The 26,583-nt window shown below is 66.0% G+C and carries 29 protein-coding genes and 1 tRNA gene; 18 read left to right on the forward strand and 12 right to left on the reverse strand.

Annotation, left to right across the window (positions count from 1 at the left end; translation table 11 throughout):
* Nucleotides 1-13 precede the first annotated feature (13 nt).
* Nucleotides 14-781, reverse strand: coding sequence for a DUF429 domain-containing protein (locus AC1DZY_RS21540; protein ID WP_476822205.1), 768 nt, complete (start codon nucleotides 779-781; stop codon nucleotides 14-16).
* A 105-nt stretch (nucleotides 782-886) separates the two neighbouring features.
* Between AC1DZY_RS21540 and AC1DZY_RS21545 the strand changes: the two genes are divergently transcribed.
* Nucleotides 887-1,762 (forward strand): HpcH/HpaI aldolase/citrate lyase family protein, encoded by an 876-nt coding sequence (locus tag AC1DZY_RS21545; protein WP_476822206.1) that lies wholly within the window; start codon nucleotides 887-889, stop codon nucleotides 1,760-1,762.
* Between the two features lie 84 nt (nucleotides 1,763-1,846).
* Here the strand turns inward: AC1DZY_RS21545 and ppa are convergent, their stop codons facing one another.
* Entirely contained in the window at nucleotides 1,847-2,383 is a 537-nt protein-coding gene (ppa, locus tag AC1DZY_RS21550) for an inorganic diphosphatase (protein ID WP_476822207.1), read from the reverse strand.
* 185 nt (nucleotides 2,384-2,568) lie between these two features.
* Between ppa and AC1DZY_RS21555 the strand changes: the two genes are divergently transcribed.
* Complete coding sequence (locus AC1DZY_RS21555; protein WP_476822208.1) at nucleotides 2,569-3,291, forward strand: fused DSP-PTPase phosphatase/NAD kinase-like protein; 723 nt, start codon at nucleotides 2,569-2,571, stop codon at nucleotides 3,289-3,291.
* Nucleotides 3,292-3,300: 9 nt separating this feature from the next.
* Here the strand turns inward: AC1DZY_RS21555 and AC1DZY_RS21560 are convergent, their stop codons facing one another.
* The gene (locus tag AC1DZY_RS21560; RefSeq protein ID WP_476822209.1) at nucleotides 3,301-4,656 is read right to left on the reverse strand and encodes a hypothetical protein; all 1,356 of its coding nucleotides are present in this window, start codon (nucleotides 4,654-4,656) and stop codon (nucleotides 3,301-3,303) included.
* A 156-nt stretch (nucleotides 4,657-4,812) separates the two neighbouring features.
* Here AC1DZY_RS21560 and AC1DZY_RS21565 point away from each other — a divergent pair, with 156 nt between their 5' ends.
* Nucleotides 4,813-5,070: a hypothetical protein gene (locus AC1DZY_RS21565; RefSeq protein WP_476822210.1), complete on the forward strand. Its 258-nt coding sequence runs from the start codon at nucleotides 4,813-4,815 to the stop codon at nucleotides 5,068-5,070.
* On the opposite strand, the gene AC1DZY_RS21570 is transcribed toward AC1DZY_RS21565, so the two are convergent.
* Nucleotides 5,067-5,576, reverse strand: a complete 510-nt coding sequence (locus AC1DZY_RS21570; RefSeq protein WP_476822211.1) for a DUF1684 domain-containing protein — start codon at nucleotides 5,574-5,576, stop codon at nucleotides 5,067-5,069. The genes AC1DZY_RS21565 and AC1DZY_RS21570 overlap by 4 nt on opposite strands.
* Nucleotides 5,577-5,591: 15 nt before the next feature.
* A complete protein-coding gene (locus tag AC1DZY_RS21575) occupies nucleotides 5,592-5,741 on the reverse strand; it encodes a hypothetical protein (RefSeq protein WP_476822212.1) in 150 nt (49 codons plus the stop codon).
* 320 nt (nucleotides 5,742-6,061) lie between these two features.
* Between AC1DZY_RS21575 and AC1DZY_RS21580 the strand changes: the two genes are divergently transcribed.
* The 4 genes from AC1DZY_RS21580 (at nucleotide 6,062) to hemP (ending at nucleotide 9,425) form a co-directional block, all read left to right on the forward strand.
* The gene (locus AC1DZY_RS21580; RefSeq protein ID WP_476822213.1) at nucleotides 6,062-7,138 is read left to right on the forward strand and encodes a tryptophan 2,3-dioxygenase family protein; all 1,077 of its coding nucleotides are present in this window, start codon (nucleotides 6,062-6,064) and stop codon (nucleotides 7,136-7,138) included.
* Nucleotides 7,138-8,322: an aminotransferase class V-fold PLP-dependent enzyme gene (locus tag AC1DZY_RS21585; protein WP_476822214.1), complete on the forward strand. Its 1,185-nt coding sequence runs from the start codon at nucleotides 7,138-7,140 to the stop codon at nucleotides 8,320-8,322. Before AC1DZY_RS21580 ends, AC1DZY_RS21585 begins: the two co-directional genes overlap by 1 nt.
* A 162-nt stretch (nucleotides 8,323-8,484) precedes the next feature.
* Complete coding sequence (locus tag AC1DZY_RS21590; RefSeq protein WP_476822273.1) at nucleotides 8,485-8,970, forward strand: L,D-transpeptidase; 486 nt, start codon at nucleotides 8,485-8,487, stop codon at nucleotides 8,968-8,970.
* A 272-nt stretch (nucleotides 8,971-9,242) separates the two neighbouring features.
* Nucleotides 9,243-9,425 carry a hemin uptake protein HemP gene (gene hemP, locus AC1DZY_RS21595; RefSeq protein ID WP_476822215.1) on the forward strand — a complete coding sequence of 61 codons (183 nt, stop codon included), beginning with the start codon at nucleotides 9,243-9,245 and terminating at the stop codon, nucleotides 9,423-9,425.
* Between the two features lie 96 nt (nucleotides 9,426-9,521).
* Here the strand turns inward: hemP and AC1DZY_RS21600 are convergent, their stop codons facing one another.
* The 3 genes from AC1DZY_RS21600 to AC1DZY_RS21610 form a co-directional block, all read right to left on the reverse strand.
* On the reverse strand, nucleotides 9,522-10,199 hold the full coding sequence (locus AC1DZY_RS21600; protein ID WP_476822216.1) for a cold-shock protein: 678 nt from the start codon (nucleotides 10,197-10,199) through the stop codon (nucleotides 9,522-9,524).
* 101 nt (nucleotides 10,200-10,300) lie between these two features.
* Nucleotides 10,301-10,999, reverse strand: coding sequence for a carbonic anhydrase (locus AC1DZY_RS21605; RefSeq protein WP_476822217.1), 699 nt, complete (start codon nucleotides 10,997-10,999; stop codon nucleotides 10,301-10,303).
* Nucleotides 11,000-11,145: 146 nt separating this feature from the next.
* Nucleotides 11,146-11,436, reverse strand: a complete 291-nt coding sequence (locus tag AC1DZY_RS21610; protein ID WP_476822218.1) for a YggT family protein — start codon at nucleotides 11,434-11,436, stop codon at nucleotides 11,146-11,148.
* A gap of 115 nt (nucleotides 11,437-11,551) precedes the next feature.
* Between AC1DZY_RS21610 and AC1DZY_RS21615 the strand changes: the two genes are divergently transcribed.
* A tRNA-Ala gene (locus AC1DZY_RS21615) sits at nucleotides 11,552-11,627 on the forward strand.
* 339 nt (nucleotides 11,628-11,966) lie between these two features.
* Here the strand turns inward: AC1DZY_RS21615 and AC1DZY_RS21620 are convergent.
* Nucleotides 11,967-12,713 carry a FadR/GntR family transcriptional regulator gene (locus tag AC1DZY_RS21620; protein ID WP_476822219.1) on the reverse strand — a complete coding sequence of 249 codons (747 nt, stop codon included), beginning with the start codon at nucleotides 12,711-12,713 and terminating at the stop codon, nucleotides 11,967-11,969.
* A gap of 220 nt (nucleotides 12,714-12,933) precedes the next feature.
* Here AC1DZY_RS21620 and AC1DZY_RS21625 point away from each other — a divergent pair, with 220 nt between their 5' ends.
* From AC1DZY_RS21625 to AC1DZY_RS21655, 7 genes are all read left to right on the forward strand, one after another.
* Nucleotides 12,934-13,962 carry a TRAP transporter substrate-binding protein gene (locus AC1DZY_RS21625; protein WP_476822220.1) on the forward strand — a complete coding sequence of 343 codons (1,029 nt, stop codon included), beginning with the start codon at nucleotides 12,934-12,936 and terminating at the stop codon, nucleotides 13,960-13,962.
* 10 nt (nucleotides 13,963-13,972) lie between these two features.
* A complete protein-coding gene (locus AC1DZY_RS21630; protein ID WP_476822221.1) occupies nucleotides 13,973-15,829 on the forward strand; it encodes a TRAP transporter large permease in 1,857 nt (618 codons plus the stop codon).
* A gap of 33 nt (nucleotides 15,830-15,862) precedes the next feature.
* Nucleotides 15,863-16,825 (forward strand): peptidyl-alpha-hydroxyglycine alpha-amidating lyase family protein, encoded by a 963-nt coding sequence (locus AC1DZY_RS21635; protein WP_476822222.1) that lies wholly within the window; start codon nucleotides 15,863-15,865, stop codon nucleotides 16,823-16,825.
* Nucleotides 16,826-16,834: 9 nt separating this feature from the next.
* Nucleotides 16,835-17,812, forward strand: a complete 978-nt coding sequence (locus AC1DZY_RS21640) for an NAD(P)-dependent oxidoreductase (RefSeq protein WP_476822274.1) — start codon at nucleotides 16,835-16,837, stop codon at nucleotides 17,810-17,812.
* A gap of 29 nt (nucleotides 17,813-17,841) precedes the next feature.
* Nucleotides 17,842-18,675: an amidohydrolase family protein gene (locus AC1DZY_RS21645; RefSeq protein WP_476822223.1), complete on the forward strand. Its 834-nt coding sequence runs from the start codon at nucleotides 17,842-17,844 to the stop codon at nucleotides 18,673-18,675.
* A 57-nt stretch (nucleotides 18,676-18,732) separates the two neighbouring features.
* Nucleotides 18,733-19,350, forward strand: a complete 618-nt coding sequence (locus tag AC1DZY_RS21650; RefSeq protein WP_476822224.1) for a papain-like cysteine protease family protein — start codon at nucleotides 18,733-18,735, stop codon at nucleotides 19,348-19,350.
* Between the two features lie 198 nt (nucleotides 19,351-19,548).
* Nucleotides 19,549-20,136 carry a transglutaminase-like cysteine peptidase gene (locus AC1DZY_RS21655; protein WP_476822225.1) on the forward strand — a complete coding sequence of 196 codons (588 nt, stop codon included), beginning with the start codon at nucleotides 19,549-19,551 and terminating at the stop codon, nucleotides 20,134-20,136.
* 24 nt (nucleotides 20,137-20,160) lie between these two features.
* Here AC1DZY_RS21655 and AC1DZY_RS21660 read toward each other — a convergent pair whose 3' ends face one another.
* Nucleotides 20,161-20,607, reverse strand: a complete 447-nt coding sequence (locus AC1DZY_RS21660; protein ID WP_476822226.1) for a Ros/MucR family transcriptional regulator — start codon at nucleotides 20,605-20,607, stop codon at nucleotides 20,161-20,163.
* 389 nt (nucleotides 20,608-20,996) lie between these two features.
* Here AC1DZY_RS21660 and AC1DZY_RS21665 point away from each other — a divergent pair, with 389 nt between their 5' ends.
* Nucleotides 20,997-21,611 (forward strand): N-acetyltransferase family protein, encoded by a 615-nt coding sequence (locus tag AC1DZY_RS21665; protein WP_476822227.1) that lies wholly within the window; start codon nucleotides 20,997-20,999, stop codon nucleotides 21,609-21,611.
* Between the two features lie 93 nt (nucleotides 21,612-21,704).
* Here AC1DZY_RS21665 and AC1DZY_RS21670 read toward each other — a convergent pair whose 3' ends face one another.
* On the reverse strand, nucleotides 21,705-22,385 hold the full coding sequence (locus AC1DZY_RS21670; protein ID WP_476822228.1) for an AprI/Inh family metalloprotease inhibitor: 681 nt from the start codon (nucleotides 22,383-22,385) through the stop codon (nucleotides 21,705-21,707).
* 189 nt (nucleotides 22,386-22,574) lie between these two features.
* On the opposite strand from AC1DZY_RS21670, the gene AC1DZY_RS21675 reads away from it, so the two are divergent.
* Nucleotides 22,575-23,000 carry a RidA family protein gene (locus AC1DZY_RS21675; protein ID WP_476822229.1) on the forward strand — a complete coding sequence of 142 codons (426 nt, stop codon included), beginning with the start codon at nucleotides 22,575-22,577 and terminating at the stop codon, nucleotides 22,998-23,000.
* A 176-nt stretch (nucleotides 23,001-23,176) separates the two neighbouring features.
* On the opposite strand, the gene AC1DZY_RS21680 is transcribed toward AC1DZY_RS21675, so the two are convergent.
* On the reverse strand, nucleotides 23,177-24,763 hold the full coding sequence (locus AC1DZY_RS21680; RefSeq protein ID WP_476822230.1) for an OpgD/OpgG family glucan biosynthesis protein: 1,587 nt from the start codon (nucleotides 24,761-24,763) through the stop codon (nucleotides 23,177-23,179).
* 635 nt (nucleotides 24,764-25,398) lie between these two features.
* On the opposite strand from AC1DZY_RS21680, the gene AC1DZY_RS21685 reads away from it, so the two are divergent.
* Nucleotides 25,399-26,544, forward strand: coding sequence for a type III PLP-dependent enzyme (locus AC1DZY_RS21685; RefSeq protein ID WP_476822231.1), 1,146 nt, complete (start codon nucleotides 25,399-25,401; stop codon nucleotides 26,542-26,544).
* Nucleotides 26,545-26,583 lie beyond the last annotated feature (39 nt).

The raw sequence follows: 26,583 nt of genomic DNA on the forward strand, positions 1-26,583 counted from the left end.
CGGTGTCCTGTATCTATGGTCGGGTAAGCGGGTAGGTCCAGATCGCGATCGGAATGCAGTGGCTATCGTGTTCAGGGTTGTCGGGGAAGGACCGCTCATGTCCGGCCGCGATGTGTCTAGCGACGACCAGACCAGCCAGCGCATCCAGCATGTCGTCCCGTTTCGCTCCGTAAGGCGCTGGTCGAGCTAGGAGCGCCAACGAAATGCCCTGCGAAGCCAACAATGCAGCACGCTCTTCCTCGCCGGCGATCGCCTTCTTACTAAAATTGAGCGGCTTTTCGCTATTCATCGTCCAGAACGCGATCTCGGGGTGAACCTCTCTGACACGCGCCCGCAAATCGGGCTCGTCTCTCAGCAAGCCATCGATCTCCCGGATTTTTGGGAAAATCATGAAAGCCTGTCTCGTGCAACGCTTGGGAGGGCGCGATGTCTGGCTTGCAACGTCGCCTGCTTGATCGTGACCGGCCTTGATTTCAGCCATTCCGTTTAGCGGGCGCGTGACGGCGTAGACGGCCTCGCGAGACGGAATGCTGAAAACAGATGAAGCCCTTCGACCCAGAACTCGTCTGGCTGCCTGTTCCGGGCCGCGGCCAGCGCCCTCGACCCTGTCTGGCAGACCGATGGGCATATCGACTGCCACGATCTTCGGCGCGAACTCGCTCGTCAGGATATCCGCGAACAGCGCGAACGTCTGAATGACGGGCTCATCTCGTCGCTCTGGATCGCAAAAAGCCACGATCCAGCCCCCTGCGCAGCCATCCACGCCCGCAACCCAGACCATCGCCGCGCTCCTTCATTCGCCTTTCGCAGAACTGACGTTGCATGCGCGTCACGTCTAGTGTGCAGTGCAGCGAAGAGCGGCGATCCGCCGTCAGGAAACCAGACCATGACCACGATCCGTCCGCGCCGCAGCGTCCTCTATATGCCCGGCTCGAATGCGCGCGCGCTCGAGAAGGCCCGCGATATCGCCGCCGACGCACTGATCCTGGATCTCGAGGACGCGGTCGCGCCCGACGCCAAGGAGATGGCGCGCGCGCAGGTCTGCGCCGCCGTCAAGGCCGGCGGCTATGGCCGGCGCGAGCTGGTGATCCGGACCAACGGGCTGGACACGCCGTGGTTTGCAGCCGATCTCGCTGCGGCGGCGGAAGCGAAGCCCGACGCGATCCTGATCCCGAAGGTATCGAGCCCCGAAACGCTGGCCAGGGTGGGCGCGCTCCTGACCGGCCTGTGGGCCTCGCCCGCGATCCGGATCTGGGCGATGATCGAGACGCCGCTGGCGATCCTCGACGCCGAACGGATCGCGCGCGCCGCCCGCATGCCCGGCACCCGGCTTTCCTGCTTCGTGATGGGCACCAACGACCTCGCCAAGGAGACGCGCGCGCGCTTCGTGCCGGGCCGCGCGCCGATGCTGCCCTGGCTGACGACAGCGCTGCTGGCGGCGCGGGCCCATGACATCGACATCGTCGACGGCGTCTACAACGATCTCAAGGACGAGGCTGGCTTCCTTGCCGAATGCGAGCAGGCGCGAGATCTCGGCTTCGACGGCAAGACGCTGATCCATCCCGGCCAGGTCGCGACTGCCAACGCCGTATTCGCGCCCGACGAGGCCGAGCTTGCAAGGGCGCGCGCGATCATCGCAGCCTTCGCCCTGCCCGAAAACGCCGGTAAGGGCGCGATCCAGCTCGACGGCCGGATGGTCGAGCTGCTGCATGCGGAGATGGCCAGGCGCGTGGTGGCGCTGGGGGAGGCGGTCGCTGCGTGAAGCGCGTCATGGTCGGTCTTGAACCGACCATCTCTTGCCAGGGATTCTCGGCTCGTCGCTGCGCGCCGTCCGAGAATGACTCTGTTACGCCTTTGCGGCCTTCGCCCGCTCGATGCCCTCGAGGATCAGCGCCTTGGCCTTGGCGGCGTCGCCCCAGCCCATCAGCTTGACCCATTTGCCGGGCTCGAGATCCTTGTAGTGCTCGAAGAAGTGCTGGATCTGGTCGAGCGTGATCTTGGGCAGGTCGGTGTAGTTGTGCACGTTCTCGTAGCGCTTGGTCAGCTTGGGCACGGGCACGGCGATGATCTTCTCGTCGCCGCCGGCCTCGTCCTGCATCATCATGACGCCGATCGGCCGGACCGCGATATAGGAGCCGGGGATCAGCGGGCGCGTATTGGCGACGAGCACGTCGCAGGGGTCGCCATCCTCCGACAGCGTATGCGGGATGAAGCCGTAATTCCCGGGATAGCGCATCGGCGTGTAGAGGAAGCGGTCGACGAAGAGCGTGCCGGCTTCCTTGTCCATCTCGTACTTGATCGGCTCGCCGCCGATCGCCACCTCGATGACGACATTGACTTCGTCGGGGGGATTTTTGCCGATGGAGATGGCGTCGAGGCGCATGTGTCTAGAACCTGTCAGGATTGAAACCGGGCGTCTTATGCGGGTTCGCAAGCCAAAGGCCAAGCCCGACCTTTGCGTCATGGTGAAGCTGGCCGATTTGCACGATTCCGCCCCCGCTGGTATCGGGCCGACATGACATCTCGCGCACCGGGCCGTTGCGGCCGCCAGATCCGACGGGTCCGCCCGTGCTGAACCGTCTGCGCCCCGACGAGGAACGCTATGCCCGGCGCATGGCCCGGATCGCGCGCTGGGACCGGCCGATCGGCGGCGGCGTCGATCGTCTGCGCGCCTGGGCCAATATGCTGCTGGTCGATCACGGCATCTTCCGGCTGGCCTATCTCAACGCCCATCGCGTCACGCCGAAGCTCTGGCGCGCGGCGCAGCCCGCGCCCGGACAGATCGCCCGGTTTGCGCGCGAGGGCGTCAGGACCATCGTCAACCTGCGCGGCGGCCGCGAGCACGGCTCCTGGCCGCTGCAGCGCGAGGCCTGCGAGCGCCATGGCGTCGCGCTGGTCGATTTCGTGCTGCGCTCGCGCGGCGCGCCCGAGCGGGAGACCATCCTCGGAGCGAAAGCGTTCTTCGCCGGCCTGACCGAGCCGGCGCTGGTGCATTGCAAGTCCGGAGCGGACCGGGCCGGCTTTTTCGCCGCGCTCTATCTGCTGATCCATGAGCAGCGCCCACTGGACGAAGCCATTAAGCAGCTCTCGCTGCGCTACGGCCATTTCCGCTTCGCCAAGACCGGGATTCTCGACGCCTTCTTCGAGACCTATCGGCGCGATGGGCAGGCCAGGGGCGTCGCTTTCCTCGACTGGGTCGCGAAGGATTACGATCCCGAACGGCTGGAGCGCGAGTTCAGGCCGGGCTTCCTGTCGTCGCTGATCGCCGACAGGATCATCCGGCGGGAATAGGCGAGCAGTTCAGCGGGCGCCGACCGCGCCTTCCGCGCCAAACCGCGTCCAGGCGAACTGCACATGCGCCAGCATCCGTGCGATCGAGACCATGCCGATCGCGACGAGCAGCGCCAGCGAGAGCGTGCCGAACCAGACCATCACGAGCGCAACGCCCAGAAGCGCCACGGCGTTGGTGGCGACCTGGCGGTGGGGATGGCGTGACAGCGCCGCGATCTCGTGCAGCGGCGTCACCAGCGCGACGCCGCCATAAAACAGCGCCATGATCGCGACGATCTCTCCGATGCCCTCCCATTGCGTGCCGTCGAGCACGAAATCGGCGAGTAGCGACACCAGGGCGATGCCTGCAAACACAGCCGTGGCGGCGCCCAATAAGCAGACCGTCATGAAGCGCACCCAGGATTGCCGATCCCCGACCGTGCGCGCCCGCAGGCTCGACAGCACAAGCGGCACCGAGACCGCGGAAAACATCTGCGTGGGCACTTCGAGCAGCCGCATCGCCAGCGCGACATGGGCGGCCAGCAGCGGGTTGGTCGCATAGGGCAGCACCAGCAGCGGCACCACCATGAAGCCGAAGGCCAGCAGCGCAGAAGGCAGCAGAAGCCGCGGCGCGGCGCGCCAGCGACTCGCCGATTCCCGCAGTTCGGCCTTCGACCACGCTTCGGTTCGGATAAGCCAGGACAGGGCCTTGCGCCGCCTCCAGACGAGATAGATCGCCGACGTCAGATGGCCGATCGCGTCAGCGGCGAAAAGCGAGAGCGAGGTGGCGCCGATCGTGCCGATCAGCACGACCATCATGCCCGGCTGCACCAGCGCCTGGACGACGTTGTTGTTGCCTATCGCGGCGAAATCGCCCTCCGCCGTCGCTTCCGCCGCGACCAGCCGGATCACGGCGCGGCTCGCCAGCGAGATCAGGAAGACGAAGCCGTAGCTCGCCACGACCCAGCCGGCGACGCCGGCCACCATGATGGCGGAGGTCGCAAGCGCCATGAAGAGAGCGCCGGCCGCCAATGCGAGCCGGAAAGCCCGCGCCAGGCGGTCGCGCCCGCTGTTCTGGAAAAAGACGGCCTCGAACCGCATCAGCGTCGCGATCGAAACGAAATTGGCCAGCGCCGAAAACAGCGCGAAATCGGCGAAGACCTGCGCCGGACACAAGGCCGCGGCGACGAGCAGGCCCCAGACGGAAAGAAAGCGCGCCTGCACGAAGCGCAGCGCGAGCATCAGCCCAGCGACGAGCCCGGCCTGGGCGACGGGCGAACGCTCGACGGCGATGATCTCGGCGGCGATAGCAGGAGTCGCCGGCTCCGAGGCGGAGAAAGCTGTCCGTTCGAGAGTCAGCTGCCCTGCCATATCGACATCCAGCATCGGGACATCTGACACATCGTCATCGCGCGCCTCCCGGTGCGCGCGATGAGCTGGCGAGGTCCTCCTTTGATCGACCGGGTCGATCAAAGGAGGACCGCCATGCATGAAACAGGGTGCGCGCCCATGGTTAACAAACGGTTATTCGGACGCGGCGCCATGGCTCTCGCTCTCGGGAAGGCCCTCGCTGTCAGTCAATTCCATGGCGCAAAAAAGGCGGGATATGACCCTTGGTCATGCCGCTTCTCGATCGATGGCGTGGAAAAAACCGTGAAAGCGGCCGAATTCGAGAGAATCGAGCCGCCAGCCTTTGCCTGCCGAAGCCGCGCCGATAACAGGACCGGGATATCCGGATACAAAAAAGTGATGACGGACCGAAACGCCGCCGCCCCCGAAGCGATGTGCGGCCGGCTTTAGCGGGCGGGGCCGCGCTCCCCCGCGAATACGGGCGACGGCAGCCGGTTCTCATGGGGCGAAAGCGGACAGACCCAGGCTTCGGAATAGGCGCAGGACGGGTAAAAGGCGAAATTGAAGTCGAGGATCAGCCGGCCGTCGGAGGTTGCGCCGAGGTCGGCGCTCTTGATCGTGTCGAGCAGATAGCGGCCGCCCGCGAAGGTCTCGCGGCCATTGCTGGCGTCGCCGAAGGGCAGGAAGGTGCCGCCGCCATAGCCGTCGATCCAGTACAGCGTCAGTTCCTTGCCGAGAGGCCCGGCAAGGCCGTCCGTCAGGGCATAGGGCACGAGGGTCATCAGGCCGTCCTTGCCGGCTTCGACCGCGATCGTCTCGCGGTCGACGGCCGGAACGACGCCCACCTCGAAACGTAAGGCGGGATCGTAGTCGAAATAGCTGATGCCGCCAAAGCCTGCGCGACGCGCAGCAGCAAGCGGCGATTGCGCATGCTCGCGGAAGAGCCGGTCGCGCACCGTGCGCCACTGCGTCTACGCCGCCTCCGGCTGCATTGTCCTGACGGCCGCGTAGAGGTCCGCGATCTGGCGACGCCAGTCCTGAAGCGAGGCGAAACGCTGGAGCTTCATGGCATCCGACTGCACGGACGCGCCGCCGGACGGTTTCAGGGATTGCTGGTTCATGCCTTGCCTCGAAACATGCGATGCCGACGACCGGCGGATGGGCTGCGCTGGATTATCTCCGCGCCAAACGCGGGCGGGCAGCCGACGTTCCCCTTCTCTGACAGCGATCGGCGCCAGAACCTGTCAGGGGCGAGCGCCGCCTTCCGGTCGCCACCCTCCCGGCCCGGGGCGGGTGGAGCAATGCGCGACTGCGTGATCGGCGTCACGAGGCCGCGATGCCGGCGTGATCGGGCAGGCTTTGCGCGGCTTTCGGTGCGCTTGATCGCCCGATGTTATTATTTTAAGCTTGAAATAATTCGATATCGGACGGGACGAGGGCCATGACGGAATCGCCGCGCAGATTGTCCTATGGCGACTATCTCCAGGTCGACCGGCTGCTCTCCTGCCAGAGCCCCGAAAGCGTGAGGCTCGGCGCGCCGGCCCATGACGAGATGCTCTTCATCATCGTCCACCAGGCCTATGAGCTCTGGTTTCGCCAGGTCCTGCACGAACTCGACCTGATCCAGGACGATTTCGCGGCAAGCCCCGTCGCCGACGAGCATCTCGGGCGCATCGTCGCGGGGCTCACGCGCATCAAGGAGATCCTGAAGCTGCTCGTCGGCCAGCTCGACGTGCTGGAGACGATGACGCCGGCCGGCTTCCTCGAATTCCGCGACCTGCTGACGCCGGCCTCGGGCTTCCAGTCCGTGCAGTTCCGGCTGATCGAGGCGAGACTCGGCCTGAACGAGACCATCCGCATCCGGATCGACGACCAGCACATGCGCGACCGGCTGGCGCCGGAAGACCGCGAAAAGCTTGTCGCCGACCGTAGCCCCGCGCTGCTCGGCCAGCTCGACGCCTGGCTCTCGCGCACGCCCTTCGTGGCGCTGGGCGACTATAATTTCCGCGAGAGCTACCGGGCTGCCGTGATCGCGGCGCTGAAGCGCGACGCCGGTCGGGTCGGGGCCGATGCGTCCCTGCCCGAGCCGCAGCGGGTCGAAGACGCGGCCGCGATCGAGAAGGCGCTCGCGCGCTTTCAGGCGCTGTTTGCACCCGACGCCGCCAATGCGACCTGGCGGATGTCGCCGCGCGCGATCGAGGCCGCCCTGTTCATCTCGCTTTATCGCGACATGCCGGTGCTGCAGCTGCCCTTCCGCCTGCTGCAGGCGCTGATGGACATCGACGAGAGTCTGACGCTGTGGCGGCTGCGTCACGCGCTGATGGTCGAACGCATGATCGGCGTCAGGCCCGGCACCGGCGGCTCCTCGGGCTCCGGTTATCTCAAGGCGACCGCCGAAAAGCACCGCATCTTCATCGACCTTTTCCACCTCTCGACCTATCTGCTCAGCCGCCGCGATCTGCCGGCCCTGCCCGAGGATGTGCGCAGGCGCATGGGCTTCAGCTACGGAGCGGCCTGATGGGTGGCGCTGGCGACTGGACGGGCCATTTCACGCGCTTCCGCGCGGCAAGGTCTGAGCGCATCAACCTCGCCGCCCACAGCCATCACGACTGGCCCGACGTCACCTTCGCGGCGCAGGGCCTGGCCTGGATGGATGCAGCCGTTCATGCCGGCGAGAAATGGGATGTCGTCTTCGGCGAACTCGTTCCAGCCGTCCAGGCCGGCATCGCCCGCTACCTCACCCTGCCCGATCCCTCCACCATCGCCTTTGCGCCCAACACGCATGAATTCCTGCGCCGGCTGCTCTCCTGCCTGCAGACGACGCGGATTCCGCGCGTGCTGACGACGGGGGCGGAGTTCCACACCGCGAGACGACAGCTGCATCGCCTCGCCGAGGATGGGCTGATCGTGCTTGAGGAGGTCGCCGCCGAACCCTTCGCCAGCCTGCACGAGCGGCTTGGCGCGGCGATCGCGGCCGGCGGCCACGACCTGATCTATCTCAGCCAGGTGCTGTTCAGCTCGGGCGCGACGACGGGCGATCTCGCAGCCCTCGTCGGGGCCGTGCCGTCGCCCGACACCCTGATCGCGATCGACGGCTATCACGGCTATCTCGCGCTGCCGACAGATCTGTCAGGCATCGCCGGGCGCGCCTTTTATCTCGCCGGCGGCTACAAATACGCCATGGCCGGCGAAGGCTGCTGCTTCATGCACTGCCCGCCGGGTTACGGCCCGCGCCCGCGCGACACCGGCTGGTTTGCAGCCTTCGGAGCGCTCGCCGCGCCGGCGGGCAGCACGATCGGTTACCCCGCCGATGGCGGCCGCTTCATGGGCGCGACCTTCGACCCGTCCGGCCTCTACCGGATGCGCGCCGTGCTGGACTGGATGCAAAGCGAAAACCTGGACGCCGCGCGCGTCCATGACCACGCCATCGCCTTGATCGAGCGCTTTCTGACAAGGCTCGATGGGCTCGGGCTGGCCGAATTGTCGCGCGCCGCGCTGATCACGCCGTTGCAGCGGCCCGACAGCCACGGCAATTTCCTGGCGTTCCGGACGGCACGCGCCGGTGAGCTCGAAACGACGCTCGCCGGGCTTGGCATCGCGACCGACCATCGCGCCGACGTGTTGCGCTTCGGCTTCGGCGTCGCCCTGTCCGAGGCCGATATCGATATGGCGCTCGACAGGATGAAGGCGCTGCGCGGCTAAGGGCGCGACGGTTTACCGGCGATTCATCGTGAATCGGCGCTTCACCATGTTGCTCAACCGCCGATTCACCGAAGAGGCGCGACATCTCCCGCAACGTGACCCGGCGGGAGACCTATCGTGACCAGACGCCACGCTCCGATCGACTTTCTGCTGGCGGCGGCGATGTCGCTGTTCCTCGTCGTCCTCGCCACCCGCCCGGCGCAGGCGCGCGAACTCGTGGATGCGCCCGATGCGCGCTATCAGCCCGGCACGATCGTGATCCGCACCAGCGAGCGGCGGCTCTATTTCGTCAACGCACCGGGCACCGCGATCCGCTACCAGATCGCCGTCGGCAAGGCCGGCAAGCAATGGCGCGGCGTCAAATATGTCGAGGAGCTTCAGGTCGATCCGGCCTGGAGCCCGCCGGCTTCGGTGAAGCGCGACAATCCCAATTTGCCCGACGTCATCCCCGGCGGCTCGCCGCGCAACCCGATGGGCGCACGCGTCATCGGGCTTGGACCCGGCGGCGAATACGCCATCCACGGCACCAACATGCCCAGGACAGTAGGCACCTCCGCCTCCTATGGCTGCTTTCGCATGTACAACGAGGATGTCGTCGACCTCTACGCCCGCGTCCGCATGGGCACGCCGGTCGTCGTCCTGCCCTGACGCTGCTCCGAGTGGCCGCAGGTTTCCGACCACTGCGACCAAGACGCGTCCGCCGGTCCCGGCGCAGCCGCGCTTGTCCGGAATGACGGCGTTTTCAACGCGAGACTGCCCGACCGGCGCCCTTCCGGTTGACGGCTCCGCTCCGGCCAGCGTAAGTCATGCGCTGGTCAAGATACTGTTTTGATTTAGTTTTATTCAAAACAATGGACCCCTCGAAGACCGGCGCCGCCTTGTCATCCGCGCTTTCGGGCTATCGCCTCAGGTCTTCCTCGATGAATTCCGTGCCACCCTCCGGTTCGACGCCGAAGCCCGCCGCAACGCAAGAGCGCGGCGAAATTCCGGTCGTCGATGTCAAGCAGCTTCTGGGCGAGGGGCGCGAGATCATCCTGATGCATCTTGGCGAGGCCTATCGCCTGCGCATCACCGCGCGCGACCGGTTGATCCTGACCAAATAACCGCGGCTCGCCGCATCCCGGGCCAAGCTCGTCGGGTCAAGAAAAAGGCCCGCCGATCCGGCGGGCCTGATGTCGTTTCAAAGCTGCGGCTTCTTATCAGAGGAAGCTGACATCGGCGGCTTCGGGACCCTTCTTGCCGGCGCGGATCGAGAAGCGAACGCGCTGGCCGTCCATCGGCGGCTGCAGGCCGCTGCGACCCAGCGACGAGACGTGCAGGAACACATCCGGCCCACCCTTGTCGGGCGCGATGAAACCGAAGCCCCGCTCGGTGTTGAAGAACTTCACGGCGCCGTCGAACGGACCTTCCATCGGGCCGCTGTCGCGCTGGCCGAAGCCACCGCGATCGCCGCGGTCATTGTAGCCGCCACCGCCACCGCCGTAACCACCACGATCACGGTCGTTGTAACCACCGCCGCCGCCATAGCCGCCACCGCCGCCGAAATCATCGCGCGGCGGACGGGCCGAGAACGGGCGCGGGGCGCGGTCGGCACGCGGCGCGGCGGGCTGCGCCGTCGAGGCGTCGATCTCATGGATGGCCACAACCTGCAGGCCGCGACGGCCCTCGCCGAGATCGGCGATGATGGTCGCGCCGGGCTGGAGGTCCTGCTGGTCGAGCGGGCCCAGAGCCGAAATGTGAAGGAAGACGTCGCCGGATCCGTCGGCGGGCGAGGCGAAGCCGAACCCCTTTTCAGGGTCGAACCATTTGACCTTGGCTTCGATGTTTTCGTGGGTGACGAAGGGCTGGGCGGCGGGGGGCTTGCGACGATCGAACATGGAGCTTCGGGACTTGAGTGACCGGGAGCCAATAATCTAGCGCAAGGTTGGCCGGTCGTCATCGGGGGCGCGGGAGGAAATTATCGCACCCGCCGGCGTTTTCAGCCGGGCTCGTCGCAACGGATCATCTGGACCTTTTTGGGCATGTCGCCGACGGCGGGAATGAACTGCCCGGAGACCGGATCGAGCAGCATCAGCACCCCGGTCGCAACCGCGAAATAGGCTCCGTGCAACTGGATGCGGCCCTTGCCCTCGAGGATCTGGACGCAAGGGAAGGTCCGCAGATTGATCAGCGACTGCTGGATCGAGGCGAAGCACAGCCGTTCGACATAGTCGTCGAAACTCTCGTTGCGGCCGCGCCCGCCGGTGCGCTGGGCGGCCGGGCCGATCAGGGTGATCCATTTGCCGATGAAATCGCCCGGCGAAAGCGGCCCTTGCGTGTCGTCGGCGAAGGCGCGGATGCCGCCGCAGCGGCCATGGCCGAGCACGACGATATGCTCGACCCTGAGCGCCTGCACGGCATATTCGAGCGCAGCCGAGGTGCCGTGCAGCTGGTCGTCGGGCGAGAAGGGCGGAACCAGATTGGCGACGTTGCGGGCGACGAACATTTCGCCCGGGCGCGCATCGAAGATGATCTCCGGCGAGACGCGCGAATCGCAGCAGCCGATCAGCATGATCTTCGGCGTCTGGCCGTCGGCGAGTTCCTCGTAGCGCGATTTCTCGCGGTCGAAACGGTCGTCGAGGAAGGCGCGATAGCCTTCGGTGAGGCGTTGTGGAAATGGGGCCGCTGGCTTGTCCATGGCCTCTCTCGAACAGGACTCCGGCGCATTCGTCAAGCGGATGTTGCGCCGCAGCGAATGCGCGGATGCGCTCAGGCCACGGCGAGCAGGGCCGCCTGGCGTCGCGGCGATTCAGGCTTCCGCCATCCGGAAGGCCTCAGGCAGTCTCAGATCGTGAGCGGATAGAGATAATAGACGATCACCCGCTCGATGAAGAAGATGATCAGCAGCAGGATGATCGGCGAGATGTCGATGCCGCCGAGATTGGGCAGCATGTTGCGGATCGGGCGCAACGCCGGCTCGGTGACGCGGCCAACGAAATCCCACACCGCGGCGACGAACTGGTTGCGCGTGTTGACGACGTTGAAGGCGATCAACCAGCTCAGAACCGCCGACGCGATCAGGATCCATGTGTAGATGTTCAAGGCGAGCATCACCACATCGAGAACGGCACGCATCGGCATCCCTCTTGTCATCAGGCGGCTGGGCGCGACACCCTCGCCGCCGGCCCCAAACACATGGCGGAAGCGATTGACATTCACGCGACGCACAGCCTAGAAGGCCAGCGCCTTCGGGGCTGTAGCTCAGATGGGAGAGCGCTGCAATCGCACTGCAGAGGTCAGGGGTTCGATTCCCCTCAGCTCCACCAGGCTTTCGATCTAAGTGATTGAAAGCCTGGGCTGGAGTCAGGCGATTCCATGTATGGCGTCGGTCTCGTCTGCACAAAATGCGGCGGAATTTGCAAGCGAGGTCCGGTTCGTCGCGTTCAACGCCAGGGTATGACGTGGCGTCATAAGCGTCACCGCAGGTTCCATGCGCTTGATTCGCGCATGAGAGACGCCCTCGACACTGACGTTCTCCCCGTTTTCGTGCCACTTCGTCGGCCCACCTCATGCTCCCGGTGAGGCCGGCTGCCGCGACGATGACCGCCGAGCGAGCTCATGAGAGCACAGCCTGCCCGCGCACAAGTTCCGCCGGGTTGAGCGTGTTATGTCGCGGCCGAGGTTCCCAGCGTCTTCTCGAACGGGTCGGTGCCGCGGATCTTGACGAGATCGTCGACCGAGTGGCGCAGCAGCACGATTGTCGCGGCGTGCGCGCCTTCGGCATCATGAGCGATGATTGCGTCCAGCACCGCGCCATGCTCGGCCAGCGCGCGGGGGCGATGATCGCCGGTCGAGGCGATGGCGAAGCTCTGGCGCAACGTGATCTCGAACATCTGCGCAATCGGCCAGAAGAACTCGTTATGCGTCGCGAAATAGATGCCCTGGTGGAAGGCGATGTCGGCGACGACGAAGCTCTCGGTATCGGTCGCGGCCGCCATGCCGTCGAGGCCGGCCCTGATCCCGGCGATGTCCTGCGCGGTCGCGGCGGCAGCCGCCAGCGCCGCCGCCGCCGGCTCGACCGCGTAGCGCAACTGGAACAGCTTGGCGAGATAGGCATCGGTGTCGGCCGTCTCGAGCTGCCAGCGCAGCACGTCGGGATCGAGCTGGTTCCATTGCTCGGGCCGGCGCACCTTGGTGCCGCTCTTGGCTCGCGATTCGACCAGCCCCTTGCCCGTCAGCGTCCGTATGGCTTCGCGCACGACGGTCCGGCTGACATCGAGCATTTCGCAGATGCGGAGTTCGGATGGCAGCGGGTCGCCCGGCACGATATCGCCGCGTACGATGCTCAGACCGATCCGGTCGGCGATCTGGCTGTGCACGGTGCGGGCGATCGTGTTGGGCGCCTGGAACATTGAAACCTGCATGAATTGGGCAAACCACTCCCATACCCTGTTTTCGCGCCCGCAATAGCGCTTTCAGCGCCGCAGGCAACCAGGACGGCTCGGCTGCCGTCAGGCAATTTAGCACCTTGCCACCTTCTTCAATCTAGTCATACATTATGAGCAGATGCCACCCCGATGTGACATCTGAAATCAAGAGCGGACGTCAGATCTGCTCATCGGAGGAAACCAGATGTCGTCTCATTTCACCCGTCGCGGGCTCGTGAAATCGTCCCTGGCGATTTCGACCGGCCTCGTCCTGTCACCGGCCGTGATCGGCCGCGCCCAGGCCGCCGTCACCAAGCTGAAGCTCTCGTCCTCGCAGGCAAACGATCCGAAATACGCCAATGGCCGTGTCTATTATGAAAACCTGGTCAAGCATCTGAAAGGCAATGGCCTGGCCGAGCAGATCGAGGTCGCCTTCTTCCCGGACAACCAGCTCGGGCAGGAGATCGACGTCATCAACTCGGTGAAGCTCGGCGTCATCGACCTGATGGTTTCGGGCTCGTCGATCTCGGCCAATTTGGTGCCGCTCGTCGGCACCTTCGATCTCGGCTACCTGTTCTCCAGCTTTCCGCAGCAGACCAAGGCGTTCGAGGCCGGCGCGGCCAAGCCGATCGAGGAGGCCCTGCTCAAATCCGCCAACATCCGGGTGATCAGCTGGGCCTATAATTTCGGCTCGCGCAGCGTGCTTTCCAAGAAAGCCGTGAAGACGCCCGAGGATTTGACCGGGCTGAAGATCCGCACCCTGCCGAACCCGGTCATCACCGAATGCCTGCGCCTGATGGGCGCGGCCGCGACGCCACTCGCCTTCGGCGAGATCTACACCGCGCTGCAGGCCGGCGTTCTCGACGGTCTCGAGCACGATCCTCCGACCATCTTCGCCAGCAAGTTCTTCGAGACCTCGAAGTTCTACTCGTTGACGCAGCACAACTTCTCGCCGCTCGCGACCTATTTCAGCGAGGCGAGCTTCAACAAGATGGAGCCGAAGCTGCGCGAAGGCTTCCTCGACGCTGCGAAGAAAGCGGCCGCCGATACGCGGACCCATGGCCTCGCGGTCGAAAAGGAAGCTCTGGAACTGCTGACCCAGAAGGGCGTCACCGTCGTCGAATGCGACAAGGCGGCCTTCCTCAAGCGGGTGCTTCCGCAAAGCGAGAATTTCGTCAAGGCGCGGCCGGAGGCCAAGCCGATCGTCGACATGATCCGCTCGACCTCGGTCTGAACCGATGCAGATGGCTGGAGCCGTGCCGGCGCAGGCTGGCACACGGGGCGGCGCGATCAGCGCCGTCCTCTCGCTCAGCGACATGATCGCGGGCGTCCTTCTTGCCGCCGACCTGATCGTGGTCTGCGGGTCCGTGCTGATGCGCTCGCTCTGGAACGCCCCGGTCGAATGGGCCGACGACGTCGCACGCGGCCTGATGGTCGGATCGAGCTTTTTTGGCGCGGCGAGCGCGCTCGCCCGCGTCGAGAACCCCGGCGTCGCCTTTTTCGTCGACAAGCTCAGCGGATCCTCGCGACGCCTCATCGACGGTGTCGGCGCGCTGCTGGTCCTGGTCGTCTCGGCCTATGTCGCGTTCAACGCGCTGAAGCTCGGGTGGCTCACGACCGGCCAGACCACCGGCTCCGGCCTGCCGCTCGAATGGACGTTCTATCCGATGGGCGGGGGCGCCGTCTTCATGACGCTCTTCGCCGCCGATCTCTATCTGCGCCGACCGCTATCCGACATCGCGGGCTCGGCTGTCGCAACGGCGGCTGTGTTCGGCCTCTACATGGCGTGGGAAGCGCTCTCGCCCGGCACGGTTCCCGGCTCCGGCACGATGATGCTCGTCGGCTTCTTCGTCGTGCTCTGCGGCGGGCTGCCGATCGGTTTCGCGCTGGCGCTGGCGGCGCTGACCTTCATCTGGGTCGAAGGCAACCTGCCCGGCGTGATCTTCGCCCAGCAGATGGCGCGCGGCATCGACAATTTCGTGCTGCTGGCGATCCCGTTCTTCATCCTCGTCGGCTACCTGATGGAAGCCAACGGCATGTCGGTCCGGCTGATCGAGCTGCTGCAACGCCTGATCGGTCGCATGCGCGGCGGCCTCAACGTCGTCATGGTGACCTCGATGGTGCTGTTCTCCGGCATCTCGGGCTCCAAGATGGCCGATGTCGCGGCTGTCGGCTCGGTCCTGATCCCGGCGGCGCGGCGCTCGAAGCAGAACCCCGGCAATGCGGTGGCGCTGCTCGCGGCATCCGCCGTCATGGCCGAGACGATCCCGCCCTGCATCAACCTGATCATCCTCGGCTTCGTCGCCAATCTCTCGATCGGCGGGCTCTTCGTTGCCGGGCTCCTGCCCGCTGCCCTGATGGCGCTCGCCCTGATCGGCGTCTCGATCATCTTCGGCACGCGCACCGAGCCCGAGGCCGGGCCGCGGCAGACCCAGTCCATGCTCAACCTGTGGGGCGGGGCGGCGGTCTCGTTTGGACTGATCGCGATGATCTTCGGCGGCTTCAAATCCGGCTTTGCGACGGCGACCGAGATCTCCGCCTTCGCGGCGCTCTACGCGATCGTCGTCGGCGCGGTGGTGTTCCGCGAACTCGGCTGGCGTGCCGCGGTGCAAAGCTTCATCAGCGCCGCGACGCGCTCGGGGCTGATCCTGTTCATCGTCGCCGCCGCGCAGTCGCTCGCCTTCGTGCTGACCCTGCAGCAGATTCCGCATGCGGTTGCCGATTTCATGGTGGCGCTGTCGCAAACCAGCGGCACCTGGCTGTTCATGCTGCTCTCGATCGCGATCCTGATCGTCATGGGCTCGGTGCTGGAAGGCGCGGCCGCGCTGATCATCTTCGGGCCGCTGCTGGTGCCGGTCGCGATCAAGCTCGGCATCGCGCCGCTGCATTTCGGCGTCGTGCTGGTGATCGCCATGGGCATCGGCCTGTTCGCGCCGCCACTGGGTCTCGGCCTCTACGGCGCCTGCCTGATCGGCAACGTGCCGATCGAGCAGACCGTCAAGCCGATCATGGGCTATCTCGGCCTGCTCTTCCTCTGCCTGCTGCTGATCGCCTTCGTGCCGGCGATCAGCACCTTCCTGCCCCACGCCTTCGGCTACTGAGCCGGACGCGAAGCGCGCCGCCAAGGACCGACCATGAACCCCATCCTTGGCGGCGGCGACCATCGCTACCGGATCGACGAAAGCTGGGGCAAACTGCCCGACGGCTGGACCCTGCCCGATGTCGCCGCGGTCGCGGTCGATCGCCATGATCGCGTCTACGTCTTCAACCGCGGCGCCCATCCGATGATCGTCTTCGATCGCGCCGGCAATTTCCTGCGCTCCTGGGGCGAGGGCGTGTTCAAGCGACCGCACGGCCTGCATATCGGCCCCGACGACACGCTGTTCTGCACCGATGACGGCGATCACACGGTTCGCGAATGCACGCTCGACGGCAAGGTCCTGCTCGAGATCGGCGTTCCCGGCGAGCCAGCGCCCTATATGAGCGGCGAGCCCTTCAACCGCTGCACCCACACCGCGTTGTCGCCGAACGGCGATATCTATGTCAGCGACGGCTACGGCAACGCCCAGGTCCATAAATACGACCGCAGCGGCCGGCGGCTTTTGTCCTGGGGCAAGTCAGGCACCGAGCCCGGCAGCTTCAACATCGTCCACAACATCGTCTGCGACGGCGATGGCTGGGTTTATGTCGCCGACCGCGAGAACCATCGCGTCCAGGTCTTCGATGGTGGCGGCCGCTACGAGACGCAGTGGAACAATCTGCACCGGCCCTGCGGCCTGTGCCTCGCCGCGGGGCGCGACCCGCTCTGCTATATCGGCGAACTCGGCCCCGAGATGGCGGTCAATCGCGACAAGCCCAATCTCGGGCCGCGCCTCAGCATCGTCTCCGCCAAGGGCGAACTGGTCGCGCGGCTCGGCGATATCGGCGCCGGGCGCGGACCCGACCGTTTCGTCGCACCCCATGGTCTGGCCGTCGATTCGCATGGCGACATCTATGTCGGCGAGGTTTCCTACACCGTCTGGCCGCGCGTCTTTCCGGGCGAGGAACCGCCGCCCGGGCTCGCCAGTCTGCGCAAGCTCGTGAAGCTGACGGACTGAATGCCGATGCTGAAGATCCTGCTCACCCACACGCCGCGGACACGCCGCCAGTATTATGGCGACGAGGCGCTCGCAGGCTTGCGCGCCGTGGCGGAGGTGGTCCTGCACGAAGGCGACGAGCCGCTCGACGCCACGGCGCTGGCCGCGGCGGCGCGGGACGCCGACATCATCCTGTCCGACCGGATGACGCCGGGTCCGGCCGACATCTTCAGCCGCCTGCCAAACCTGCGCGCCTTCATCCGCTGCGCCGTCGACATCCGCACCATCGATGTCACCGCCGCCTCGGCTGCCGGCGTGCTGGTGACGCAGGCCGGGCCGGGCTTCGTCGCCTCGGTCGTCGAGCTAGGGCTCGGCTTCGTGATCGATCTCTCACGCGGCATCTCGCGCGCGACGGGCGACTATCGGGCCGGGCGCAGGCCCGAGATCCGGATGGGCCGCCAGCTCGCGGGATCGCGCATCGGCATCATCGGCTATGGCAGCATCGGGCGCAGGCTCGCCGATGTCGCGGCGATGCTTGGGATGGATGTTCTGATCGCCGACCCCTTCGCTAAAATCGAGGATGCGCGCTTCACGGCGCTGCCGCTCGATGCCTTGCTGGCGCGCGCCGACTACGTCGTCTGCCTCGCCATCGCCAACGCGGAGACCGAGAACCTGATCGGCTCGGCGGCGCTGGCGCTGATGAAGCGCGAAGCGTTCCTGATCAACCTCTCGCGCGGCAACCTCGTCGATGAGCCCGCGCTGATCACGGCCTTGCGCGAGAACCGCATCGCCGGGGCGGCGCTCGATGTCGGCCGCGCGCCCGACCAGATGCCCTCGTCCGAGCTGACCTGCCTGCCCAATGTGATCGCGACGCCGCATATCGGTGGCTTGACGCCGCCTTCGATCGAAAGCCAGGCGCTCGAAACCGTCCGCCAGGTCACGGCCATCGTCGCGGGAGAAATCCCGGTCGGCGCCGTCAATGCGGCGAACTGGACACGCCGTCCCTGATCACCACCGTCGAGAGATCGGACACCGCCATGACCGAGACCGCACCGAGCCTGAAAGCGCCGCAGAACAGCTGCGACTGCCACGTCCATATCTACGATCCGGCCATGAAGCTCGCGCCGAACGCGATGGGACCGGGGCCGGCCTGGGCCAGCGTTTCCGCTTATCGCGCGGTCCAGGCGCGCCTGGGCATCAGCCGCGCGATCATCGTCCAGCCGACCGCCTATGGCATGGACAACAGCTGCACAGAGGCCGCGATCGCCGCGCTCGGCCTCGATCATGCGCGTGGTGTCGCCGTGGTCGATCCCGATGTCGGCGAGGCCGAGCTGCAGCGTCTGACGAAGGCCGGGTTCCGCGGCGTCCGCTTCCAGATGCTGCCCGGCGGCGCGTTGCCCTGGGAGGCGCTGGAGCCGATCGCGGCGAAGATCGCGCCCTTCGGCTGGCATATTCAGTTGCAGATGGATGGCCGGCTCCTGTCCGAGCGCGAGGCCATGCTGCTGCGCCTGCCCTGCGCCCTGGTGGTCGACCATGTCGGCAAGTTCCTCGAGCCGGTCAGGGCGGACCATCCGGGCTTCAAGACGCTGCTGCGACTGCTCGATAGCGATCGCTGCTGGCTGAAGCTGACGGCCGCCTATGAGGTCTCCAGAAGCGGCCCGCCGCTCTACGCCGATGTCGGCGCGCTCGCCAGGGCAGCTGCGCGGCACCGGCCCGACCGCATGCTCTGGGCCAGCAACTGGCCTCACGTCTCGGTCAAGGACCTGCCCGACGACGCCCTGCAGCTCGACCTGCTGCTCGACTGGGTGCCTGCCGAAGCCAATCGCCTGCGCGTGCTCGTCGACAATCCAGCGGAGCTGTACGGCTTCTAGTGCGCTCTGTTGCTCCTCGGAATCACCGCGTCGTCCCGGACAAGCGGCGCCGCGGCTTTGACCAATGATTCCGATGGCGAGCTCCGATCGGGCGTGTATTCTCCGTATCGTTCCGGACGGGACCAGCGCCAAGCCCGTCCGCCGGAGGGTCGAGCGATGGGTGATCTCGCGTTGGAAGTGCCGCTGGTCGGCCAGAAGACCAGCTATTCCGGCCAGCCGCTTATGCAGCCCGGCGCCGATGGCAAGCTTCGGCAGCATGGCTTCATGGTATGCTGGCTCGCTTCGGCGGAAATGGTTTCATACTATTATCGCGCCGGCCCGCGACAGGGTCTCCCCGATGTCTGGAAGCCGGACAAGGGCCTGACCCTGAAAGCCATCGACGATCTGGCCAAGATCGAAGGTCTGAAGCGGCTCGCCAAGCCCGCCGATGGCCTGACGACGGCGTCCGTCGAACAACTGCTCAGGGCCAATGGACCGATCTGGGCCGCTGGCAACTATATGGACGCCTATCCGACCGCCGGCCATGTCATCGTTCTGTTTGGCGTCATGGGCGGACAGATTGCATTCAACGATCCTTGGGAACCCCAACGCAAGGTCAAGCCGGTGGATTGGATCTCCAGCAAGATGCTGAACATCCCAAACGCGATGCTAGTCAAGGATCAGACACGGTCCTGAGCGGCGACGCGCCTGGCCGCTCGACCTTGCATTCCGGCCAGACGCTGACCGCCGAGAGACAGCGGCTCAAATATCGGGGGTGATCGACACGCTGGATGGAACAGGCGAGTTGTCGAAAGGCAGCAGCGCTGCCGGCTGAACGGAATTTAAACCGCGCCGTGTCAAAGCGGTATTGAGCCCGTAGAAGCCGGACGTCGCATGATTCGCAAGACCTTCCTTCCGCCACTCATGCTGGCTCTCGGCCTGGCCCTGCCAGGGGCCGGCTGCGTTCAGCAAAGCGCCGGTTACAACGCCGGCGCGGGCCCGCAATACCGTCTCGACAATATCGGCGCGGCCCCGCTCGCCTTCGTCCGCTTCTGCATGAGCTATCGCAGCGAATGCAGCCCGGGCGGAGACAGGAACTCCGTCGTCACGCTGACGCCGTCGCTGATGGCACAGGTCGAGCGGGTCAATGCCGGCGTCAACAGCCGCATCCAGCCGATCACCAAGACCGGCCAGGGACCGATCAACGTCTGGCGCCTCAACCCGGCGAGCGGCGACTGCAACGACTACGCCGTGACGAAACGGCACGAGTTGATGAAACTGGGCGTGCCCGGCAGCGCCTTGCTGCTGGCGGTGGCGCTCACCAGCACTGGCGAGGGCCATCTCCTGCTGGTGCTGCGCTCCGATCACGGCGATCTCGTGCTCGACAACCTGACGCAGTCGATCCGGCCGAGGAGCCAGACCAGCTATTCCTGGATCAAGCGCCAGTCACCCGTCGACCCCCGCATCTGGGAAAACGTCTGAACGGCGCTCCCGGGCACAAGGGTCTCAGGCTTTTGCCTTGGCCTTTGCGCGGGCGATCGACTTGACGGTCGTTCCGGCCTTGCGACCGAGCCCAATCGATTTTGCGAGCACCGAGCGCGCCTCGGCATAGGCCGGCGCGACCATCGGATAATCGGCCGGCAGGCCCCATTTGGCGCGGTACTGGTCGGGGCTGAGGCCGTATTTGCTGTTGAGATGGCGCTTCAGCGATTTGAACTTCTTGCCGTCCTCGAGGCAGATCAGGAACTCCGGCGTGATCGAGCGCCGGATCGAGACCGCCGGCACCAGCGGCTCGGCAGGCGCTGCCACGGGTTCGCCGTCGAGGCGCTCGAAGGCCGCATAGGTGCTCTCGATCAGCCCGATCAGTTCGCCGCGCGTGACGTTGTTGTGCGCGACATAGGCCGCCACGACCATCGCCGACAGGCCAAGGCGCTCTTCGTTGTTCTCGGACATGCAAGCTCTCTTGTGGCTGGAGAATTGGCGGATCTTTACAGGTTGCGACAAAGCACACTGCAAATCACTGAGGAGATGATCCATGTCTAGCGTTCGGGTTCTGCTGTTCGCAAGCTTTTTTGCACAGATGCCCGGCCAGATATCGCGACCATCGCACAGGGGACGCCGCTGAACTGTTCTGGTTGATTTGCAGGATCGCCAATTCGCCCATGGGCGCGCAGATGGCAAGCCAACCAGCGGCGGCAGCGCCACATCCTGCCGATGGCCCAGAGAAATCCCCATCCGCCACTTGCATTGTGCGCTGCAACATACGATCTACGGAAAGAGTTAGGGAAGACACGCCTCCTTTTGGGTAGCGCATACATCCGCGCTGTTTTCAGGAGATGACATTGGCAAGTTCGACAAAAGTCGGCACCTTGACCGGCGAGGGCGAAATCCGCCGGCTCTGGCCCGCGGAACGCGACCTGTTCACCGCCCATCTGCTTCGCCTCGACGCGGTGACGCGCCGCGAGCGCTTCGGCACGGCCGTCAACGACGATTTCCTCGTCAACTACGCCGTCACGACCTTCGGTGTCGGCGGGCTGGTCTATGCCTATGTCGAGGCGGGCGAGGTCCGCGGCGCGGGCGAATTGCGCGGGCTGGAGGACATCGTGGCCCGGACCGGCGAGGCTGCCTTCAGCGTCGAGAAGCCCTGGCGCCGGCGCGGCATCGGCGAGACGCTGTTCAGCCGCCTGATCACGGCGGGGCGCAATCGCGGCATCCGCACGCTCTATATGACCTGCCTGCCCGAAAACGCCGCGATGCGCCGCCTCGCGCGCAAATTCTCGGCCGATCTCGTCGGCGGCTACAGCGATGTCGAGGGCTCGATCGCGACCGGCGGGCCGACACCCTTCACCATCCTCGACGAGGCCTTCGACAACGCCAAGGGTTTCGCGACGCTGGCGCTCACGCTGCAGCGCAAATTCTGGCCGCCGGTCTTCTTCGCGCGCTCTTTGCGGGGTTGATCGCGATCAGGCCGCAGTCATCCAGAATGCCGGCGGCGGCCGGCCATCGTGGCGATCTCGACTGCGCCGGCCTGGGCCGATTTTTGAACCCGCTCAGCGGTTGAGCGAGAGCGCCGCGCCCGATTTCGTCACCGCGCCACTCATCGCGCCGCCATCGCCGGCGCGCAGCCGCGCGACCACCGTGCCGCCCTGCTGATAGAGATAGACCTCGCCGTCGCGATAATCCCAGGCCGTGACCTTCTGCAGGTCGCGATTGGCGCAACCGGCCGCGTTCGCGCGGTAGAGATCGAGCGCCGGCGCACTGGACAGCTGGACCTTGCAGGAGCCTCCCGTCGCCTCCCGCGCCGTCCAGTTGCCGATAACGCCGTCGCGCGACGAAACCGCGCCGCGCGGCTGGCTTGCGCCGGAGCCGAGCGTGGCGATCTGGCCGCCGCCGCCGCGCAGGGTCGGAACTTCTGCCGGCTGAACCGGCGGCGGGGCCGATGGCGGCTGGGCGCCGGCATTGGGGTCGAAGAACGGGTCCTGTGGCGGCGGCAGGACGCCGGGCGATGCCGGCGCCGAGGCGACCGGATAGCCACCGGGCGGCGGCAGCGGCTCGGACGTCACCGGGGCCGAGGTGATCGGCGGGGCCGATTGCAGCTGCGGCTGGCTATAGACCGGCTGCCCGGGACCGGGGCCGACGAAACGCTGCGAGCCCGCGCAGGCGGTCAGGGCCAGCAGAGGCAGAAGGCCTGCAGCCTTGAGAAGCATGGCAGGCCGTGTGTTCGTCGTCATGGGGCATCCCATCCGGTCTTCGTGCGGCGATATCGCCCGTTTCATAACAGTTGCGCCTGAACGCGGCATGACCGGGACATCCGGGCTGCTTTAGCGCAGGGCCGGCATGTTGCGAACCCATTGCTTGCGATCTGGTTCCCGGTGGCGCGGCGCGGCATAGTCATCGGTAACCCGCCCGGAGACGCCGCAATGAAGCCGCTTGCCCCCACCTCGATCGCAAAACCTTTCGCGCGCTACAGCCACGGCGTCGAGTTGCCCGCCGGGCAGCGCCTCGTCTTCTGCTCGGGGCAGCTCGGTGTCGCAGCCGACGGCGCCATTCCCGAGGACGCCCGCGCCCAGGCCGATCTCTGCTTCTCCAACATCGCCGCGATCCTCGGCGAAGCCGGCATGAGCCTCGCCGACATCGTCCGCATCAACGCCTATGTCACGGACCGCGCCTATATGAAGGCCTATATGGAGGCGCGCGACGCCCATGTCGGGACCCCGCCACCGGCCTCGACGCTGGTCATCGTCTCCGGCTTCACGCTGCCGGTCTTCAAGGTCGAGATCGAGGTCGTCGCGGCCGCGCCGGAAAAGCGCAGGAAGGCGGCGCGGACGGGGTCGGAGAAGTTCTGACCGTCGTCATTCCAGTTCGCCCGCCCAGAAGACGGTTCGCCCCCCAAAGCCCTCATCCCGAAGCCCTCATCCCGAGGAGGCCGCCGCCGTCTCGAAGGATGCTTCCAGAGCCTTCTGAACTATCCTTCGAGACGCGCCTGCGGCGCTCCTCAGGATGAGGGCTCAAGGACGAACTCTCACGCCTCCGCCCGCCAGGGATAGCTCCAGGTCTCGGTCAGCGTCTTATCGCCACTTCTCAGGAAGGCGCGCATCTCGGCGAGCTGGCCCGGCTCGACGACGATGTCGATGAAGGCGCGGAACCCTTGCGTCTTGACGTTGGGCACGATGAAGGCGCGGTCGATCCGGCCATAGGCGATCGAGGGCACGATCTCGACCTTGTCGGGCTGGCGCAGGTGATATTCGAGGTCGCCGCCGGCAAAATCGACGATGAAGCGCCGCGCGCCGGCGGTCACCGCCTCGCCCGAGCCCAGCGCCTTCGGCTTGGCCTGGTAGGTGTTGATGATCCGCCCGCCGGGGTGCAGATCGGCGGAATCGAGCATCGCGGTCAGCTTGTATCCATAGGAGAATTCGCGGCCGGGCTCGATCGGCGTCTTAGGCGTCCACAATGCCACGACGTTGTCGTTGGTCTCGTCGGTCGTCGGCAGTTCGATCAGCTCGACGAAGCCCTCGCCCCAGTCGCCCTGCGGCTCGATCCAGTAGGACGGGCGAAACTCGTAGCTGAGATCGAGATCCTGATAATGCTCGAAGACGCGGTCGCGCTGCATCAGGCCGAAGCCCCGGACATTGCGCTCGACGAAGGATGAGACCGCCTGCTGCCGGGGATTGCGCAGCGGCCGCCAGATCCATTCCCCGGTCCCGGAGTGAATCATCAGCCCATCCGAATCGTGCAGTTCGCTGCGGAAATCGTCGTGGAAGCGGCGGTCGTTCTCGCCGGTGAAGAACATCGAGGTCAGCGGCGCGAGGCCGAGCCGCTCGATCGGCTTGCGCGGGAACAGCGTCACGCCGACATCGAGCACGCTGTCGACGTCCGGATAGATATGGAAGCGGTAGGCGCCGGTGACCGAAGCCGAGTCGAGCAGGGCATAGACCGTGACGCGGTCGGCATTGGCGGCAGGCGCCTCGACCCAGAATTCCCGAAACATCGGGAATTCCTCGCCGCCGACGACGCCAGCCCCGATCGAAAGCCCCCGCGCCGACAGGCCGTAGCGCTGGTCGCGTCCGAGCAGGCGGAAATAGCTCGCGCCGATGAAGGAGATCAGCTCATCGAGCACGCGCGGATCGTTCAGCGGATAGTGCAGCCGAAAACCGGCGAAGCCGAGATTGACCGGCAGCGGCTTCTCGAACTTGACGCGGCCATAATCGAACAGGTTGGCGGAGTAGGGCACCGGCGTCGCCACGCCGTCGCGCACGACATTGACCACCACCGGCCGCGTGAACAGGAAGCCGGGATGGAACATCTGCATCCGGAAGGGCGAGCCGGTCTGGCCCAACAGCGCCCGGTCCGGCCGGAAGCGGATGTCGCGCCAGGAATCGAAGTCGAGCTTCGAGAGCGGCTCGGGCAGCGTCGGGCCGGGCTCATAGGGTACGGCGGCGATCTCGCGAGCGCGGGCGACGACCTGCTCGAACCCGAAGCGCGGCTGCGGCGGCTGGGGTGGCGCGGGCTGCGGTTCGGGCTGCTGGGCCAGCAGGGCCGACGGCGCGACGGACGCGCAGAGTACGGCGGCGAGGCCTGCCAGAATCCGGCGGCGGTCGGTCATCATCATGGTCCGGAGAAGCCCCGTCGGTCCGCGCCGCATAAGGTGCGGTCGCGCAACGACTTAGGCGATGAAATGGGGCCGGTCTAGGGCATCGGCGTGGTGGGGGCGAACCGGCTGTCTCCGCGTGCGAAAAAATGCGGCCCCCGGATCAAAAAAAACTTGTAGAGGGGGGGCGACGCACGTATATGCAGCTCACCCAATTCGCACGTGCCTGTGGCCGCGTGTCAGTCGGTGGGCATCCGGACAAGAGGCCGGACAGCCGCCAGGTGTTGGAGACGGATGGAGGGGGATGGATATCCCCTCAAATCACGCTCCCGGTTTCCTCCCAAGGGAAACTGTCACCGAACAGCGACTGGCAGCCGGAGGCGAAACCGGCGAACCCCGAATCTCCACGGGGGACGCAGCTTAAAGCAACGACGGAACGGGCTTTTTTTGGTCTCGCTGGTCCTCCAAAGACCAGCACCGAAGAGGCTTGTCCTTCATTGCCGGGCGTGCGGGGTTAATCTCCCAATCGACGGTCATCAGAGTCCGGACGTTTCGTTCGGCACATGGCGGCGTTTCCAACGCGTCGCGATGCGCTGACGACTCAAGCCGGCTTCATGTCGCATCGGCGCCGCTTGCGCCGGAGGGAGACGCGTCTCATGACCGAGCGCATCCGTGAGTTCCTTCGTACCCGCCGCGAGGATGGGCCCTGCGTCGTCATCGATCTCGATGTCGTGCGCGAGAACTACCATGCCTTCTCGCGGGCTCTTCCCGACACGCGCGTGTTCTACGCCGTGAAGGCGAACCCCGCGCCGGAAGTGCTGGCGCTGTTGGCCAAGCTCGGCTCCTGCTTCGATTGCGCCTCGGTCGTCGAGATCGAGCTCGCGCTGTCGGCTGGCGCGACCGCCGACCGCATCTCCTTCGGCAACACGATCAAGAAGGAGCGCGACGTCGTGCGCGCCATGGAGCTCGGCGTGCGCCTCTTCGCCGTCGACTGCACGGCCGAGGTCGAGAAGGTCGCCCGCGCCGCCACTGCGACGGCCGCGAAGGACGCGCGCATCTTCTGCCGCATCCTCTGCGACGGCGCCGGCGCCGACTGGCCGCTCTCGCGCAAGTTCGGCTGCGTGCCCGAAATGGCCGCGGACGTGCTCGAGCACGGCTATCGCCTGGGCCTCCAGGCCTATGGCATCTCGTTCCACGTCGGCTCGCAGCAGGCCAACATCAACGCCTGGGATTCCGCTCTGGCCTCGGCCTCGGCGGTGTTCAAGGAGTGCGCGGTGCGTGGGCTGTCGCTCTCGATGGTCAATCTCGGCGGCGGCTTCCCGGCGCGCTACCTGCGTCCGATCCCGGGCGTCCCGGCCTATGGCGATGCGATCTTCCAGGCGCTGTCGAAGCATTTCGGCAACCGCCTGCCGCAGACCATCATCGAGCCGGGCCGCGGCATGGTCGGCGATGCCGGCCTGATCGAGACCGAGGTCGTCCTGATCTCGAAGAAGGCCAAGGACGACCAGGTCGCCTGGGTCTATCTCGACATCGGCAAGTTCAACGGTCTCGCCGAGACCATGGACGAGGCGATCCGCTACCCGATCCGCAGCGCCCGCGACGGCGATGCGACGGTGCCCTGCGTGCTGGCCGGCCCGACCTGCGATTCGGTCGACGTGATGTACGAGAAGACCCCGTACATGCTGCCGTTCAGCCTTGAGATCGGCGACAAGCTGCTGATCGAGGGCACGGGCGCCTATACGACGACCTATTCGGCCGTCGCCTTCAACGGCTTCCCGCCGTTGAGGCAGTACGTCATCTGACGTCTGGCATGATGCCGAAAAGTGGGAACCGGTTTTCGG

It is taken from the genome of Allobosea sp. P2_A10 (assembly GCF_056405115.1).